This is a genomic window from Streptococcus infantis, assembly GCF_047464415.1.
Classification (GTDB): Bacteria; Bacillota; Bacilli; order Lactobacillales; family Streptococcaceae; genus Streptococcus; species Streptococcus infantis_AE.
On sequence record NZ_JASHBX010000013.1, the window covers coordinates 19193 to 33412 of the forward strand.

Annotated in this window: 20 protein-coding genes and 2 pseudogenes; 1 reads left to right on the plus strand and 21 read right to left on the minus strand. The window is 35.6% G+C overall.

Features of this window, described 5'->3' with window-relative positions; genetic code table 11:
* Positions 1-31: 31 nt before the first annotated feature.
* From QM460_RS08135 to QM460_RS08160, 6 genes and pseudogenes are all read right to left on the minus strand, one after another.
* A complete protein-coding gene (locus QM460_RS08135; protein WP_414289769.1) occupies positions 32-826 on the minus strand; it encodes a DUF4261 domain-containing protein in 795 nt (264 codons plus the stop codon).
* A 48-nt stretch (positions 827-874) separates the two neighbouring features.
* Positions 875-1372 (minus strand): hypothetical protein, encoded by a 498-nt coding sequence (locus tag QM460_RS08140; RefSeq protein WP_414289770.1) that lies wholly within the window; start codon positions 1370-1372, stop codon positions 875-877.
* A gap of 10 nt (positions 1373-1382) precedes the next feature.
* Positions 1383-1937, minus strand: a complete 555-nt coding sequence (locus QM460_RS08145) for a hypothetical protein (protein ID WP_049502958.1) — start codon at positions 1935-1937, stop codon at positions 1383-1385.
* A gap of 17 nt (positions 1938-1954) precedes the next feature.
* A pseudogene (locus tag QM460_RS08150) lies at positions 1955-2436 on the minus strand (hypothetical protein).
* Between the two features lie 18 nt (positions 2437-2454).
* Positions 2455-3306: a CbrC family protein gene (locus QM460_RS08155; protein ID WP_414289771.1), complete on the minus strand. Its 852-nt coding sequence runs from the start codon at positions 3304-3306 to the stop codon at positions 2455-2457.
* A gap of 31 nt (positions 3307-3337) precedes the next feature.
* Positions 3338-3844, minus strand: coding sequence for a YfbM family protein (locus QM460_RS08160; RefSeq protein ID WP_414289772.1), 507 nt, complete (start codon positions 3842-3844; stop codon positions 3338-3340).
* Between the two features lie 121 nt (positions 3845-3965).
* Here QM460_RS08160 and QM460_RS08165 point away from each other — a divergent pair.
* Positions 3966-4975, plus strand: a pseudogene (locus QM460_RS08165) (hypothetical protein).
* 30 nt (positions 4976-5005) lie between these two features.
* Here the strand turns inward: QM460_RS08165 and QM460_RS08170 are convergent.
* From QM460_RS08170 to QM460_RS08240, 15 genes are all read right to left on the minus strand, one after another.
* A complete protein-coding gene (locus QM460_RS08170) occupies positions 5006-5812 on the minus strand; it encodes a hypothetical protein (RefSeq protein WP_414289773.1) in 807 nt (268 codons plus the stop codon).
* 48 nt (positions 5813-5860) lie between these two features.
* On the minus strand, positions 5861-6172 hold the full coding sequence (locus QM460_RS08175) for a hypothetical protein (protein ID WP_000351658.1): 312 nt from the start codon (positions 6170-6172) through the stop codon (positions 5861-5863).
* A 38-nt stretch (positions 6173-6210) separates the two neighbouring features.
* A complete protein-coding gene (locus tag QM460_RS08180) occupies positions 6211-6531 on the minus strand; it encodes a hypothetical protein (protein WP_414289774.1) in 321 nt (106 codons plus the stop codon).
* An 84-nt stretch (positions 6532-6615) separates the two neighbouring features.
* A complete protein-coding gene (locus QM460_RS08185) occupies positions 6616-7494 on the minus strand; it encodes a DUF4300 family protein (RefSeq protein WP_414289775.1) in 879 nt (292 codons plus the stop codon).
* Positions 7495-7539: 45 nt separating this feature from the next.
* Positions 7540-8421, minus strand: a complete 882-nt coding sequence (locus tag QM460_RS08190) for a diacylglycerol/lipid kinase family protein (protein WP_414289776.1) — start codon at positions 8419-8421, stop codon at positions 7540-7542.
* 277 nt (positions 8422-8698) lie between these two features.
* Positions 8699-9418 carry a class I SAM-dependent methyltransferase gene (locus QM460_RS08195; RefSeq protein WP_414289777.1) on the minus strand — a complete coding sequence of 240 codons (720 nt, stop codon included), beginning with the start codon at positions 9416-9418 and terminating at the stop codon, positions 8699-8701.
* Complete coding sequence (locus QM460_RS08200) at positions 9408-10190, minus strand: alpha/beta hydrolase (protein WP_414289778.1); 783 nt, start codon at positions 10188-10190, stop codon at positions 9408-9410. The genes QM460_RS08195 and QM460_RS08200 overlap by 11 nt, the downstream gene beginning before the upstream one ends.
* A gap of 167 nt (positions 10191-10357) precedes the next feature.
* The gene (locus QM460_RS08205) at positions 10358-10924 is read right to left on the minus strand and encodes a DUF6892 domain-containing protein (protein ID WP_414289779.1); all 567 of its coding nucleotides are present in this window, start codon (positions 10922-10924) and stop codon (positions 10358-10360) included.
* A gap of 127 nt (positions 10925-11051) precedes the next feature.
* Positions 11052-11438 (minus strand): hypothetical protein, encoded by a 387-nt coding sequence (locus QM460_RS08210; RefSeq protein WP_414289780.1) that lies wholly within the window; start codon positions 11436-11438, stop codon positions 11052-11054.
* A 45-nt stretch (positions 11439-11483) separates the two neighbouring features.
* Positions 11484-11894, minus strand: coding sequence for a hypothetical protein (locus QM460_RS08215; RefSeq protein ID WP_414289781.1), 411 nt, complete (start codon positions 11892-11894; stop codon positions 11484-11486).
* A gap of 70 nt (positions 11895-11964) precedes the next feature.
* A complete protein-coding gene (locus tag QM460_RS08220; protein WP_414289782.1) occupies positions 11965-12234 on the minus strand; it encodes a hypothetical protein in 270 nt (89 codons plus the stop codon).
* Between the two features lie 150 nt (positions 12235-12384).
* The gene (locus QM460_RS08225) at positions 12385-12765 is read right to left on the minus strand and encodes a hypothetical protein (RefSeq protein ID WP_414289783.1); all 381 of its coding nucleotides are present in this window, start codon (positions 12763-12765) and stop codon (positions 12385-12387) included.
* A 2-nt stretch (positions 12766-12767) separates the two neighbouring features.
* The gene (locus QM460_RS08230; protein WP_414289784.1) at positions 12768-13160 is read right to left on the minus strand and encodes a hypothetical protein; all 393 of its coding nucleotides are present in this window, start codon (positions 13158-13160) and stop codon (positions 12768-12770) included.
* A 102-nt stretch (positions 13161-13262) separates the two neighbouring features.
* A complete protein-coding gene (locus QM460_RS08235) occupies positions 13263-13505 on the minus strand; it encodes a phosphohydrolase (protein ID WP_414289785.1) in 243 nt (80 codons plus the stop codon).
* 104 nt (positions 13506-13609) lie between these two features.
* On the minus strand, positions 13610-14176 hold the full coding sequence (locus tag QM460_RS08240; RefSeq protein ID WP_414289786.1) for a hypothetical protein: 567 nt from the start codon (positions 14174-14176) through the stop codon (positions 13610-13612).
* Between the last annotated feature and the right edge of the window lie 44 nt (positions 14177-14220).

Sequence of the window (14220 nt, forward strand, 5' to 3'; positions counted from 1 at the left end):
CTAGGAAGGACACTCAATTATAAATCATGGTCTAAACATCTAATTTCAAGGAATTTCCTTCCAAATAGACGGCTTTTGACTCAGTGATTTTGATTTTTTGATCTTCTGAAAATCCAATGGTTTCACCGTCCTTCAAGGTGACATCACTACCTAAAACATACTGAAGAATAGACAAAAGGAAATAATATAAGTCATCACTATTCATAGGAGACTCGATAATTTCAATCTCAGTTTTTCCAAACTCTTTCAAACCATAAGTGTAAATACTAGTTTTATCTCCCTGGTTAATAATTCCCATATAAATCCAGAGTTGAAGGGGAAGCAGTTCTTCTTTCAAAAGATCAGCTAAGTCCAGATAAAGATCTTTGGGCAAGAGCAAGGTGGTAGAACCCTGATAAATACCAATAGCTGATTGACTAGTTTTTAGAATAGAGGCATTGACTTTAGTTAATAAGGAATAAGTTTCTACTGGCGAAAGATTATCAGACAAAATAGTAACAATGGCGTGTTGTGTGTGCTCCTGTGTTTCCTTCTCAACATCCTGCCAGAGGTAAGAATAGGCATACAATTCTTCAAATTCTTGACTTGGGATGGGAAGATCCATCAATGCCAAAGCAACGAGAGCACCATCAATCACAAAGCTTGCACTAGAATCATCCCCAGAAACTTCAGAAATTTCAAGCCCCCAGTGAGATTTTAAATCCTGAACGACCTGGTCTAAAGAATAAGCCTGCTTGCCTTTGAAGAGGGGCATGGACAAGGTAAGGGTCTTTTTCTTCTCTGACTTTTCTTTCTTACTAGAAAATAGATTTTTCAAAAATTTCATAGGACTTCTCCTTTTTTTCATATCAGTTGGGAAGCAAAGCTATCTTGCTCAAAGTGAGTCGAGATACCAAGTTTTCTCATCCTCAAAACTGTAAAATTTCTGGTCAAGCAACCAATTTCTATCCACCAATCTAAGTACAAACTGATGCTTCATTTCTAAAGCTTCTTGATAATGAATGATGACTCTTGCTTCTTCAGCTTTTATCATGATAAAATCTACAGAAAAATCATTCGTTTGAACATAGTTATACTCACTTGGGGATCCATAAGAATTTCGAACTCCTCCTTCCAAGTATTTTTGGGTCACTCGTTCAGTTAGAAGTTGCATTTGCCTCTGAAAATAGTCATCCATAAGTTCATTCCACTTGGGATGAACTTGATTTGCTGGGATGCCAAGGCCTTCTTTTTCCTTATCCAGTGCTCTGTTTCGCTCAAAAATTTCCTCTTCTAACAAGGTTAAACTTTTAAGGATATCAAGCAATGGTGTAATGATTTTTTCTGCTATGGCTTGATATTTTTCAGGGGTATTTTTATAGTTCACTCTCATGATAAACCTCTTAATTCTCCTGGATTAATTGCTTTAATTCTAAGTCTGAAAGTTTTCCTTCCATGTAGAGTTTCCTAAGTAAATCTTTATCAACTGTAATTTCATAATAGTCAGTCACAAACTCATGAAATCTCTCAAAGCTATCAAAAAGGTATGAAAGCAACCATTCTCCACCATCCTGATCTTGGTAAGTCTGTTGATGCACTTGACCGTCGTACCAGATAAAGAAGGTTGTTTCATCTTTTTGGTCTTCAGAATAAAGTGAGAGATACTTTTCATCCAGACCTTTATAAAAATCATCAATGACGTCTTGATCCCACTCGTCAGCAGCAAACTGGCTTAAACCACTTTCATGATCAAAACCTTTTATAAGGATCATTTTATCAGTCAAAACCACATCTAGAGAATCACCAGAGCCATTGTCGATAAGATAACGGATGCCATAGTCTTCCTCAGTTTTAAACACGAGTCTGAGCCAATCCTCACTTGGATCGGTCAGATACTCATCAATGACTAGCAAGGCATCTAATCGAGTCTTTATCTTGTCCCAATCAATCTTTCTCATCTCTAAAAACCTCCATCTTATTCTTGCGATTTATCAAGATCACAAGCCCTATAACGAGCTGTTAGATAGCCTGAAAGGCTAATCTGAGGGATATTCCACTCATTAGGCAAATAAATTGAACAATCTACCTGATCACCTAGAGGGGAACTTGCTGAAAAGACATATCTTCCCAAATCCTCATTATTAGAATTTCTTTCAACTAGACTCAATCTGCTAGCATTGAACCGGTCTTTGAACAGTAACCAGATTTGCTCGACATCTTCGTTTAATAGGGAGACTTTCAAGTTGTAGCTGATTCCGACCCTACATCTTTTTTTAATCCTGACTCATCAGCTTTACAAACTTTTATCGATCCCTTATCATACTGCCAGTTATCACTATCTAATAGGGGAAATCGAACAGATAGATTGTCTTTAAATCCCTGCATAGTATCTAATAAATCTTTGGAGGCATCTTCGAATAATTCTAGTTCTTCCATAGTCTTCTCTTTAATTTTCATAGCTAATCACATTCCGATTTAATCTGCATCAACCCAGATCTGGTATTTTTGGCAATGGAGGCATCTAAACAAATAACCACAGATAGGCCCGTCTTTGACCAAGTAGTCTTCTACCTCTTGATATTCTTCACGCGCTTCATAGTCTGCCAAGACTTGCTCAGCGATTCCCATAGCTTTCAATTCTCGAGTTCCAACTGTACCTAAGTAAGCGCAGTAATCTTGACAGCAAGATAACCAATATTCACCCTGCCAACTAGAGTAGCCTGGGGTCTGACAAAAAAGCAGCTGATTCTTTTCTGGATTCAATTCTCCCTGCCTCTCGGCATCTTGGATAAATTCCGCATCAAATTTTTTAGCCGCTTGACCGTTTGCAATACAAAATGGGCAAAGGTATTCTATATCCTCGATACTATAAGGTATAAGGGCATAATAAACATTGCTTTCTTTCCCACAAGATGGACAAACCTTAGCTTCTCCTTCAACAAATGAACCTGTAGCTAAGGGATCAGGATGATAGAGAAAATGGGGTAAGTCTTTTAACAAGTCCTGCCTTTGCTTCTTCTCTTCTTTTGTTAGTGGACGAGAATGGGCAAATCTATCTCCATGACTCTGACTCATTTCTTGTAAACGGCTCAGTTTCTTTATCTGTTTTCGGTCTGGTTTATCAAAGATTTCAGTAAATAAGCTATAGGCACTAGTGTAGAGACCCAATTGTTCATAGAGGTCAACTAAGACTCTCTTCGCTTCTAAATCATCAGACTTAGCTAATTCATCAGCCAAATCATAAAGGGCTGCGACACTAGAGGGATTTCCATCTTGGTCCAGGTATTGCTTTTTTAATGTAATGTATTTTTCTAGAAATGGATTCATAGGATTACCTTTCTAACGGAATATAAAAACCTTAACAAATAGTCACTAAGACATTCCCCTTATGGTTTAAGATTTCCTTGTAAAAGTCTTTCATTTTGACAAAGCAGGCTAAAATGTCTTCCTTGATTTCTTCCTCTTCCTCAAGATAATCCCAAATATTAGGATACAAGTCGGCTTTCTTACAGGCTTCCATACTAAAGTTAGTCATAGCCCTGTCCATGTCAAAACTTTCTAAAGCTTCTACAATCTCGGCTATCTTAGTTTTTTCAGTATAGGCGATATATTCAGATACATCCTCTAGAGGAGTCACCCCTAAAACAGCTTCTCTCAAGGGATTTTCATCCAAAAATTCTGAACTACTAAATCCTGTCAAGACAAAGACCATGGCATCCCACATTTTGTCAATATCTAGAAAAATTTCATATTCTTCTGCATAATCTTCCGCTAAGTCCAGCAAGTCATCTTCCTCATTAGAAAGTAGCTTTATTTGTTTTAATTTATCGTCCGGTAAATATTGATAATTGGCAATCATTCCCATGATTTTACTCCTTTGAATCAGTTAGTATCATACGGATATTTCTAGCTCTATTTTCATAGAAAGTGCTATAATGGAGCTAACAAAATTGTTCTCTAGCAATTGAAAAACGGGGGAAGTAGTCATGTTCACTACTATTGTTTTAGGATTTTATGCTCTTTTCTTTCTATCTTTATCCTTTACCATCTATCTCTATATCAGACTCGTAGTTGCGGTTAAAAAAGGCAAAGACATTCCCAAATGGATTTATAAACTTGGCCATGCTGTTCAAGGAAGAATTCACGTTGACTATGAAGAAATCACTGATGCTAATGCCCTTAAAGAGATTCATTGGTTCTTGCTGATCTATTTAATCGTAAATCTAGTCGTTTTGGCTGGTTTCTACTATCATGTTAATAGCTTTCCGCAAGCAATTTATGAATGTTTGAAAAAACAATTTTTCATCATACTTGTTAGTATGATTTTAAAAAGTCTTGGAAAATTTGTTGTACTAGCTATAAGAAAAAACTTTCATAACAGTCATACCTATGCATCAACAAACGCTATTATTGGGACAGCTTTTTTAACGAGTTATGTTTTTATGTTTTGCATGATGATGAGTGGCCTTCCAGCGCAACCTGTTCCAGTAACCATTCAAGATACCACTGTCATTATCGGGGAGACCAAGGCTTCCGAGCTTTTGGACCAAGGTTTTACATTTGGAGATAAAGGCGCAGATAGCTCCATCACCAATCCCAAAAACGACCACTTCTACTACGGTCAGCTTCTAGAAGTCAAGCGGGATAATCAATCCTATGCCTCACTCCTACAGGTAAAAATACTGATCAACTCAAAAACTGCGTCATCACCTATTACAGAACACCTAAGGATAAGAATCAACTAGAAGAAATTTCCATCAATCATGTCAAGCTAGCAAATCTCAAGCTCCAAGATTTTCAAACACGACAATTAATCGATATCTTTGAAGTCAATCCTGCTGATTTTAATGTATCTGACACCGATGCCAACTTCATCCTGACCATTCAAACAGCAGATTACGACCTCTGGAAAAGGTATCGGATTGAATCCAAGTTCAATTCAGATGGTTCCCTAGATAGCTATGGTGTCAGAGCCCAACACAGCATGTGGGAATGATTGACCATTTTCCCCTTTATCACATAAGCATTAAACAGGAAAAATATCGTCGACAAGTTTATAGGTTTCGATGAAACGAAGGCCAGAAGAGCCTTTATCTCTAGTGATTTCTTGATAAATATCTTCTAAATTTTGGGCAGGTGCTAGCATCCAAAGACTAAAAGGTCTAAGTTTCACATGTCCAATTTTTTCAATATTTTCTAATAATTGTCCTAAATCTTTGTGATTGAACCAGCAGTCTGTAACGAGAGCAAACTTTGTATTGTCCATCTTACAGGAGATATGACTGGTCAAAAAATCATCGATGGTGGGCTTTTTTGTTTGTAAGAGGCGCGTGCAAGCCAGATGATACTCAAGCTTTCTAGGACTCTGATCAACCATAGATACAAAGACAAGACCATACGCATCTTCGAACTTAACAGCAAGGAGATCTCCTTCTTCAAAATAGGGTTTGCGTTTAGTTTTGGCTTTAGGGACCTTTAGAGGCCTAGGATTTTCAGTTTGCAACTGGATAGCAAGTTTTTCCAAGACTTTTTGCCTTTGCTTCAAAGCCTTTGGATCTATTTCCATCCAAAATGGATCAGCCCCTTTTTGGATAAGCTCTACTGTTTTATCTCTGATATCGCCTGTCAGGTGACCAATCTTCCACAGTGAATAGGCAAGAGCAGTCCAATAAATTTCTGTAAAAAAGTCTGTTTGACAGTAATCTTTTTCCGCATCGAGAATATCCTTGATTATATTCGCTACATGTTCACCGTCTCTATAGCGACCAACTACCTCATTGTAAATGTCATAACCTTGATCACTGTCAATGATTTTAACGCCATCAATAGCCATTCTCAACTCCTAATACTCAATCGACATCTTATTGCTAAATCTCAAAACTTATTTAATCTTATGCTTGTTCATTTTCTCTTGGAAAATATCTGTAAGAATTTGTCGCAATTCTTGAGCTTCCTTTTCAGGAAGTTGGCCTTCTTGTTCAGCTACAGCATACAGTTCTGGATACTCAAGCGAGATTCTCTTAACGGTACGTGTAATGGCATGTTTTCTAACAAAAAATGGAATCCGTTTAATCATATCTTGAGGAATTAAGGCGATAATCTTATCAGCAGTTTCCTTATCGTTAAGCTTAGAGAAAGTTAGTCCCTTTTTAATCATCTCTTGTTCTTTTTCTGTAAAATCTTTAATATCCATTATGTCTCCTTATGACTATTTTATTTACTTCTATTATACTATTTTTTTAATTGGTCGAATGAAAAATCTCTATAAATCCTCTTTTTCCCAAGAACGGAATCTGTTGTAACAGGTAGTTTTTTCAGCAACTCTTGGATATCAATATCTTTGGGAAGAGGATTAAATTCTCCCAGACTATTTTCCTGAAGGTGTGCTACAAAGATAAACTCTCCATTTTCCCAATCCATAGCACAATCATTGATAAGATCTACCGGCGACAGGTCCAGCAGTTCTTGCTCTTGCGCTATAAAAGTTTCGTAGATCAGCTCAAAAATCGCTTCTTTATCAATTTTTACAACCCTTAATGTATGTTCATCCATGCTTGCTGTCCTCTAACCATATTAATTTAACTATCATTCGGTTGGTAACTTCTTATCCCACTCTTTAGGCAAATCATCCTATTTTTAGAGTTGAACCCACTTATCATTATCCATAATAAATGGTTTAGCTAGACCTTCTCCTGTATAGTTTTCGTATTTTGTATCTAGATATTTGTAGCAATCTTCCTTGGTTGCAAATTTGATAGCTTGATAAGGCTCCTCAAAAGTTAACTTTTCGACAAAGAGATAACCGTCCTCACTTGGTACAAGTATGCCGACATGGCCAATAAATAAGGATTGACCATCCAAGTCATCATGGACTACTACGGAGAGCATTCGAGCATTCTCATTAAACTTGAACTGAGAAAGGAATTTTTCCATCTTTGCAGCATGAACTTTTACATCAGTTGTTGCTTCAGTCTTGACTCTTGAGAATAAAATATCAAAAGCATCCTTGTCTTCTGCATCAAAGACTTTGCCCTTATCAATGGCATCATTATCGACAAATAAAAGGGAATCATCTTTCTCTAACTTCGGAATTTCGATAGAATTTTTCAATAAACAATAACTGTTAATACGACAGTTAGTGCCGACAAAATCACCTTTCTTCGGTGCCCAAAGATTGCTTATCTTTTCAACATCATAGTCTGTTTTGGTAAATGTAGAAAAATCTCCAGTTAAGCCAACTGAACCAACAGTATTGTTATAATCGTTGACAAGATTGAAAAATGCATCGACACTATCTTTATCCAAATGTGCAGCCAAGGCTTTTCGAACTTCTTCTGAACTTGGTTGACTGTTCATATTGGTATAGCTAGCCTTCCAAGAAACTTGAGCAGACTTTGTTTGAGTTACTGAAGTTTCAGTAGTTCCATCACTCGACTTTTGAGCTTGATTACAAGCAACTAAGGTCAAAAGAAGTGTTGAGCAAAGACCTATAGTCGCTAATCTTCTAAATTTCATAGGCTTTCCTTTGTTTAAAAAAATTGTTGTTAAAGGTAAATAAGATTATGCTTTCGGTTGAGAATAGACTTGGATATGCTGCCCTAGTACCTTAATTTCTACTGGCAAGTTATCGGATTTGTCACCATCAACATCCGTTTCTAACTCAGTGTCTGAAGAGATTTTGATATGACGAGCTTTTATGTACTCGATGTGATCATTTTCAACGACATCCCCTTTTAATAAGTCAGGGATTACAGATAATTTAGAAAGAATTGATGCATCCTTAAGAATCAGAACGTTTGCATATCCGTCCTTATCTTCATCAAAAATCTTCTTATCAGCAAAATAATTGGTTAGGAGAACTAAAACGTGACTTGCTTCTCCAATATAGTTTCCATTTTCTGTCTCAACAGTAATATTAAATGCTTGATCAGTCACTACAGACTTCATTGTATTAATCGCATAGGCGAACATGCCAAATTTTGTTTTATCTTCTATCCCAACGTTATGGATGGCTTCTGGTAGTGAACCAATACTAAAGATATAACCAAAATAATTTCCATTTGATTTTCCGATATCAATCTTACTCGTAGAATTAAAATCAAGCTCGTCAATGGCACCATCAATATCTTGATTGATTTCTAATAATTTTGTGATGAGATTTCCAGTTCCTCCAGGTATAATTGCTAGTTTTGGAATATAGTCTCTTTCAGCGATACCAGAGATTACTTCATTGACAGTCCCATCTCCACCGAATACGAGAACTGCCTCATAATGTTCTCTGGAAGCTTCTGTGGCGAAGTTGGTTGCGTCTTGCGCTTTTTGTGTAATTCTGGTATCGACTTGCTCGAAGTATTTTTTAGCCTTATTTTCTAGCTTATCCTTATAATCTAAAGCCTTTTCTCCACCAGAGGTTGGATTGATAATCAACATTATTTTTTGCATTCATTTTCTCCTCAATATCTATTTACACCTTTAGGCTATCAATATATCTTTTTTTGATATACTTTATTATATAATGAAATTTCTAAAAACAAAAATTGAAAGTACTGAACTAAAATAGATACAATCCTGAACTGTCTAAGAATTTTTCTTTCAAAATTGGAAAAATAGATTTGTGGAAAAGATTTTATCAAGTTACAAACTGAAGAAATCATCTCATTCACTCTTTCTTCATATACATCAGTTTTTATTTTACTATAAAACAAAACCTATGCTTCTATTATTTTCTTAGCCACAAATGTTGTAAAAAACTAATATCTTTATAGGGTTTTAAATCACATACTGCAAGTTCAATCTTTGTCATTTCTTCTAACCAGTTTTCTTTGCTCTTAAATTCATTTGGTTGTAGACTGTAAAATGTTCGAATCCCCAAATAGTTTTCTAATTTAAGACCAGACAAAGCTAATAATTCCTCTATCGTATAAGTAGAACCACTTGCAAAAGATAGGCTCTCAAAATTTTCACCATTGAGTAAGCTAAATGCTTGATTGATATCATTAGCAAAAACAACACTTTGTAGAACTTTTCCAACGTGATTATGCTTGATAATTGAAATCAAGCCATCATCTTTTAAAATTCTTTTGAACTCCAGAAGATAGTCTTTTCGGTCATTAGGATCTATATATTCTAAAACATTATGGCAAAGGACAAGATCAAAAGATTTATCCGTAAAACGAGCGAGTTGGTCAATACTTCCCCACAATTTTTCATAGGATGTGGAAGAGTTGGCATAGAGCATTTCCTCATTAGGTTCAACAGAAGTAACTTGATTCTTGCGAGAGAAAAATTCACTGACCAAACCAAATCCAGATCCAAAATCAAGAATATTCTTACCTTCCAGATGAGCAAGTTGGGCAAAGGTTATTTCATATTGAATCTTTCCCCAAGGTTGTTTTAACATATTTCTATAATGTTCAAGATCAGATTTTTTACTTGTCATGTCTTACCTCATTAAAACTGATATTTTTCTTTAAAATCATTTCTTTTAATAATTTACAGTAAACTGCCGAATTTTCAGTGATCTTGCGACAGTGGTCATATCCTTGCCAAATATGAAATGTGGCATGAGGATACTTTTTAGGGAGAACTTTTTTAGCAGCTATCAAGTCGAATTCTTTTGAACCATAAAAGAAAACACAGCTTTTTTGTTCCTCTGGCGTGAGGTTAGGCAAGGCCACAAATGCACAATCATGAGAAATATGTTTGATGCTTTCTTCAGCCATAGCAATGAAAGAATCCGCCATCATCTCTCCTTTTTCTCCATAAAGTGAAACCATCTTACGAACAGCTATATCTCTATTTCGCAAGGCTTTTCTATGCTTTATTAACAATAAATACCTAGTAAATACATCTAGCAAAGGCGCATTTGTCCATAAACTAACCCCTTCAAAAACAAGTTTCCCAAACCTGATATCCTTATGATTCAATAATTGCAGTAACACAACTCCACCTAAGGACGCTCCAAAGGCTAAACTCAAATCTTTTATCTGGTGTTCCTTTAGATAATCGTAGATCATCTGGCTTTCCTTAAGAGCTGACTCGTAAGTATCCGAAGCTGATCGTCCATGCGCGGACAAATCCGGAATAATATATCTAAACTCTTGCCCCATCTGGTCTGCAATCAGGGACTTCATCCCTTGAGCCGATGATAACATCGGGTGGATTAACAATATCGTATCTTTCTGATTAGAATTAAGATCAAGAATGTTCATTATCTATCACCAGATTTCTTTCCTTTTTATCCCTTATCCTTAAAGAACTTATACCATCCATTTATGATTTATCCAGATAAATGCGACAATTATAATAACTTCACTTGAACCCCTTGCATGTCGAACGTTTCTTTGACATGTTCAAAATTACTGCTTATGATAGTCGCTTACTTCAGATTTGGAAACTGTTGCAGTTCTTTGAGACTAACTTCATTTAGATCGAAACCATCATCTTCACCGTCCCACTGAGGAATCAAATTCAGATAAATTTCATTTCCGCCATCCATGTAGATTTCTTGGACTTGTTCGGCATATTTCTTAGGTATAGGAAGATCTATCATATAATCAAGGGCTGGCTGAATAATCTCCATACTTTCTGTGTCGATATCCTCTTCACTAAATTCATCCGCAAAATCATAGATGTCAAAGTAGAGTTTCAGTACTCGTAAATCGTACATCAAAACTTGGATAATAGTTAGTTTAAAATTTATATTGTCAAAGTGTAGCAGTTCTTCGTCAGTTTCTTTTAACTTGTAGCTTTCCCGTTCATGTTGGACTTCTGGGAAGTAGGAAATTGAAAGTGTGTCTGTGATGGTCTCTGGAATTCCATTAAAATTTCTTCCATAAGGAGTCCATAAAATCAGGTTAAAATCCCCTACTCTTTGCCTATCAGAAAAGAAATAAGGAGATTTTCCATCTGATAATACCACAGCTCGGCATGGTTGCTTTGGCAATTCTTTCTCTCCAGTCAAGGAAAAGCTAAGCTGGTTCCGTTAATAATCATTGAATTGTTTTGAAGATTGATTTCAAGTTTTTTGTGTGTTTTTTTCTTAAAAAAATCAAACATATTACTACCTTTTCTTAAGTTTCCTCTAGATAAATTTTAACTGCTAAATATTCCTCTTCTTTAGCATAGGCAAACACCTCTGAAGCTCTAATGTAGTCAAAAATATTTTCCTCTAAATCTTCATCCCAGGTTGATTCACTAAAGATTTGATTGTCTTGACTAGCTTCATAAAAAATATCAAGGTGAACTTGATAAAATTCTTCATCTTCATTTGGGACTTGCCTTACTAAGGATAGTTGAAACAAGGGCTTATCAGATATAGCTGTAAATGTCCCTGTTTCAAATAAAATCATCTCATCCTCAATAGGCTCACGACACAAGTCTTCAAAGATTGCTACCATATCCTCTAAGGGCATCTTATCGGTGATTCTTTTTCTTAAAAATTCAAGTGATTGCTTCATATTGCTCCTCTTTCTACATGTTTACTATCAGAAACTGACTAAAAATTAAAAGTAACCTATAACTCTAATAATCTCTATAAAGTAGTATATACCTATTGCGATAGCTATCATAATTGCTAAAACAACTAAACCAATGATAATCCTTGCCCAGATATGCCTTTGTGCCTGTTCGATGACAAAAGCACTAAGAGACGCGAACGATAATCCAAAAGCTAGAAAGATAGATATTGCCCAAACAAACGGAATAACTGTCATCCATGGATATGGAAATGGTTGGCCGACTGGATGATTCTCTAAAATAAAAAAAGTAATAATCGCAACTAGATACAAAAAAATATTCACGATATATAAATATTTAAAAACCTGACGTCTATGAAAGAATACCATCAATCCTAAGACGAAAATCATGATAAGGGGGATGAAAAGACGCCCCCAAATATAACTGTCATTAAACATAGCTAACACCTATATCTTATTCAAAATCAGTTTCAACTACCAATGCTGCAATTTGCTAATCTGGTCTCCCTTATTCCTGATGATTCCAAAGATATTTTTCTGAATGACAGCAGCCAGAAATATAGTCTAGCATTTCTGCAAACCACTCTTTTATCATTCCATCTTGTAAGCTGTCATAGTATGTAAAAAATCTCTCATAAACTTGTGTCTCCTTCATACCTAGATGAGGGATTTTCCTTAAAAGATCATAGCCTAACTCCGCATATTCTTGATAATTTTCAGCTGTAACCTGATTCGAATACTCGGTTATTTGAAGAAATAAGCTCTCAAATTCAGTCAACTTTCTCACCTCTGATTTAGCTTTTAACTCCATAAAATGACTAGTCTTAACTTGGAAAAAACCTATTAAAAAATAGAATCCCTACACCCTTTATTATACTACATTAACAGAAAAAAGACTGAACCAGATGGCTTTCAGCTTGGTTTCAGTCTAGATCTTTTTGATAATTGGAATAGCCACTGTAAGAACGTCTATCCCCAAATTAATTCCCTGTACTTGGTAGTGATAGATGGGGTCAGGACAAAACTTTTGAACTCTGTTTTTTAGATGAGTGTCTATCATTTCAAGTAAAATCCCTTCTGATAAATTGGGAAATTCTGGTCCGATGAGTAAATCTTCTTCTAGTAAATTTAGGCCCCATCCCTCATCAATAGATCTGCAGAAAAGAAACTTACCAAAATCAATACAGTATTTTAACTTTTGATTTTTTAAGCCCTCAAGAAAAATTTGCAGATGATTTTCTTGAGAAAGTTGACACCGTAATTCATACCAATCATACTCTATTTCCTCACCAATATGAACCCACTTCATTTTTAACCAACCTCTTCTATCCTTATATCACTCTCTTCATTTTTATAGAGAACTAAGTCAATGACTAGATTCTTTGCACAAATACGAAAATGAACCAAGTCTTCTTCAGACAAAACTCCACCCGCCCTATGAATCACTTCTGTAATCAGGCTACTAGTCTCTAGCTTACAAATACAAATAAGGGATTCAAGATCTGACGAACTAGGAATCTGATGAAGAACATCATATAAGTTTCTATCTGTAATTTGGTAAAAATGACAGAAGGGAAATTTCAATCTAATCATGTGTTTCTTTCCCTTCAAAGTTAGCGTAGAAATCTCGTAATGACTATTTTCACTAAAAGCTGCACTAGCTTCATATTCATCTTCTGGAATAATAGATTGCCACTCTAGCATTAAATCTCTCCCTCCACTATTTTCTCATCTCATACGCTTTCTCTCTATAAAAATCTAAAGTAGTTTAAAAAACGCACAAATACAATTGTCATCTCACATTCTTTAGAAATTCTCATGAGCAACTTCTTCAAAATAGTCATCCAGATGATGGTAGAACCGCATATCTTCTTCTGAACCATCTTGCAAAACTGCAAATACCTTCACTTTATCATCATTGACAAATACGAAATTATGTTCACCAAAATAAGCTTGATAACCCTTGTCAACCAAAGTCCAGAGTTCCTCTTTGTTTAAACCGAAAATATCTTTTTTTACAAGATAGGTTTTCCCGATTGTCATTTTCATAATGGTTTTTCTCCTTAAGAAACTAATAGTTCAAAAGATTTTCTCTTTGCTAATTAATCAGGTCACACAAGAAGTGACACAATCTCAAAACGAACTTTGGTTGACTACTGAATAGCATCCACTGCTTCTTTTACAAACCCTTCGACATCTTCAATCTCTACAAACAGAGGGTCTAAGTGACACAAGAAGTGCCAATCTTCGGTTTCGCATCTTTTGTAGAGAATCGCTTCGCCGTCTTCACTTCCAAAAAAGCTTCTGTCGACTTCATATCCACTGCCTTCTAAAAAGTCTTTTGCCTGACGATACTTGCCTTCTCTCGCTTCGATATAAGCTTTGACTTCATCGTTGTTAACGACATAGGCATCTACTTTTGTAGCGCCTTCGATTACTTTATCATTTTTAAGGGATAGATTCGAAATCTCTTTCCAAATAATGTCCACATTTTCCTCAGAATTAAACGAAAACCTAGATAAAGGGACAATATTTCCATTGAAGACAATTTCCATATAATCCGGTAAATGTTTAGATTTTACATACTCCACTTCAAACCCATTTTCGTTTTCTAGAGTATACCCCGGGATTTGAGCTACAAAGGCTTTCCCCTCCTCTAAAGAATCAAACACGACTAAATCTTTAGAAAAATCATTTTGGTACAATTCCAATATAACCATCTATCATCCTCTAATCTTAACTGTTTCTATTAATTCTGATCATT

Coding starts and splice junctions, on each gene's coding strand:
- QM460_RS08235 (WP_414289785.1), bottom strand. CDS start 13,505: ATGAAAATGACAATCGGGAAAACCTATCTTGTAAAAAAAGATATTTTC.
- QM460_RS08210 (WP_414289780.1), bottom strand. CDS start 11,438: ATGAAGCAATCACTTGAATTTTTAAGAAAAAGAATCACCGATAAGATG.
- QM460_RS08240 (WP_414289786.1), bottom strand. CDS start 14,176: ATGGTTATATTGGAATTGTACCAAAATGATTTTTCTAAAGATTTAGTC.
- QM460_RS08160 (WP_414289772.1), bottom strand. CDS start 3,844: ATGGGAATGATTGCCAATTATCAATATTTACCGGACGATAAATTAAAA.
- QM460_RS08175 (WP_000351658.1), bottom strand. CDS start 6,172: ATGGATATTAAAGATTTTACAGAAAAAGAACAAGAGATGATTAAAAAG.
- QM460_RS08215 (WP_414289781.1), bottom strand. CDS start 11,894: ATGTTTAATGACAGTTATATTTGGGGGCGTCTTTTCATCCCCCTTATC.
- QM460_RS08185 (WP_414289775.1), bottom strand. CDS start 7,494: ATGAAATTTAGAAGATTAGCGACTATAGGTCTTTGCTCAACACTTCTT.
- QM460_RS08225 (WP_414289783.1), bottom strand. CDS start 12,765: ATGAAGTGGGTTCATATTGGTGAGGAAATAGAGTATGATTGGTATGAA.
- QM460_RS08195 (WP_414289777.1), bottom strand. CDS start 9,418: ATGACAAGTAAAAAATCTGATCTTGAACATTATAGAAATATGTTAAAA.
- QM460_RS08190 (WP_414289776.1), bottom strand. CDS start 8,421: ATGCAAAAAATAATGTTGATTATCAATCCAACCTCTGGTGGAGAAAAG.
- QM460_RS08230 (WP_414289784.1), bottom strand. CDS start 13,160: ATGCTAGAGTGGCAATCTATTATTCCAGAAGATGAATATGAAGCTAGT.
- QM460_RS08155 (WP_414289771.1), bottom strand. CDS start 3,306: ATGAATCCATTTCTAGAAAAATACATTACATTAAAAAAGCAATACCTG.
- QM460_RS08140 (WP_414289770.1), bottom strand. CDS start 1,372: ATGAGAGTGAACTATAAAAATACCCCTGAAAAATATCAAGCCATAGCA.
- QM460_RS08145 (WP_049502958.1), bottom strand. CDS start 1,937: ATGAGAAAGATTGATTGGGACAAGATAAAGACTCGATTAGATGCCTTG.
- QM460_RS08135 (WP_414289769.1), bottom strand. CDS start 826: ATGAAATTTTTGAAAAATCTATTTTCTAGTAAGAAAGAAAAGTCAGAG.
- QM460_RS08180 (WP_414289774.1), bottom strand. CDS start 6,531: ATGGATGAACATACATTAAGGGTTGTAAAAATTGATAAAGAAGCGATT.
- QM460_RS08170 (WP_414289773.1), bottom strand. CDS start 5,812: ATGGCTATTGATGGCGTTAAAATCATTGACAGTGATCAAGGTTATGAC.
- QM460_RS08200 (WP_414289778.1), bottom strand. CDS start 10,190: ATGAACATTCTTGATCTTAATTCTAATCAGAAAGATACGATATTGTTA.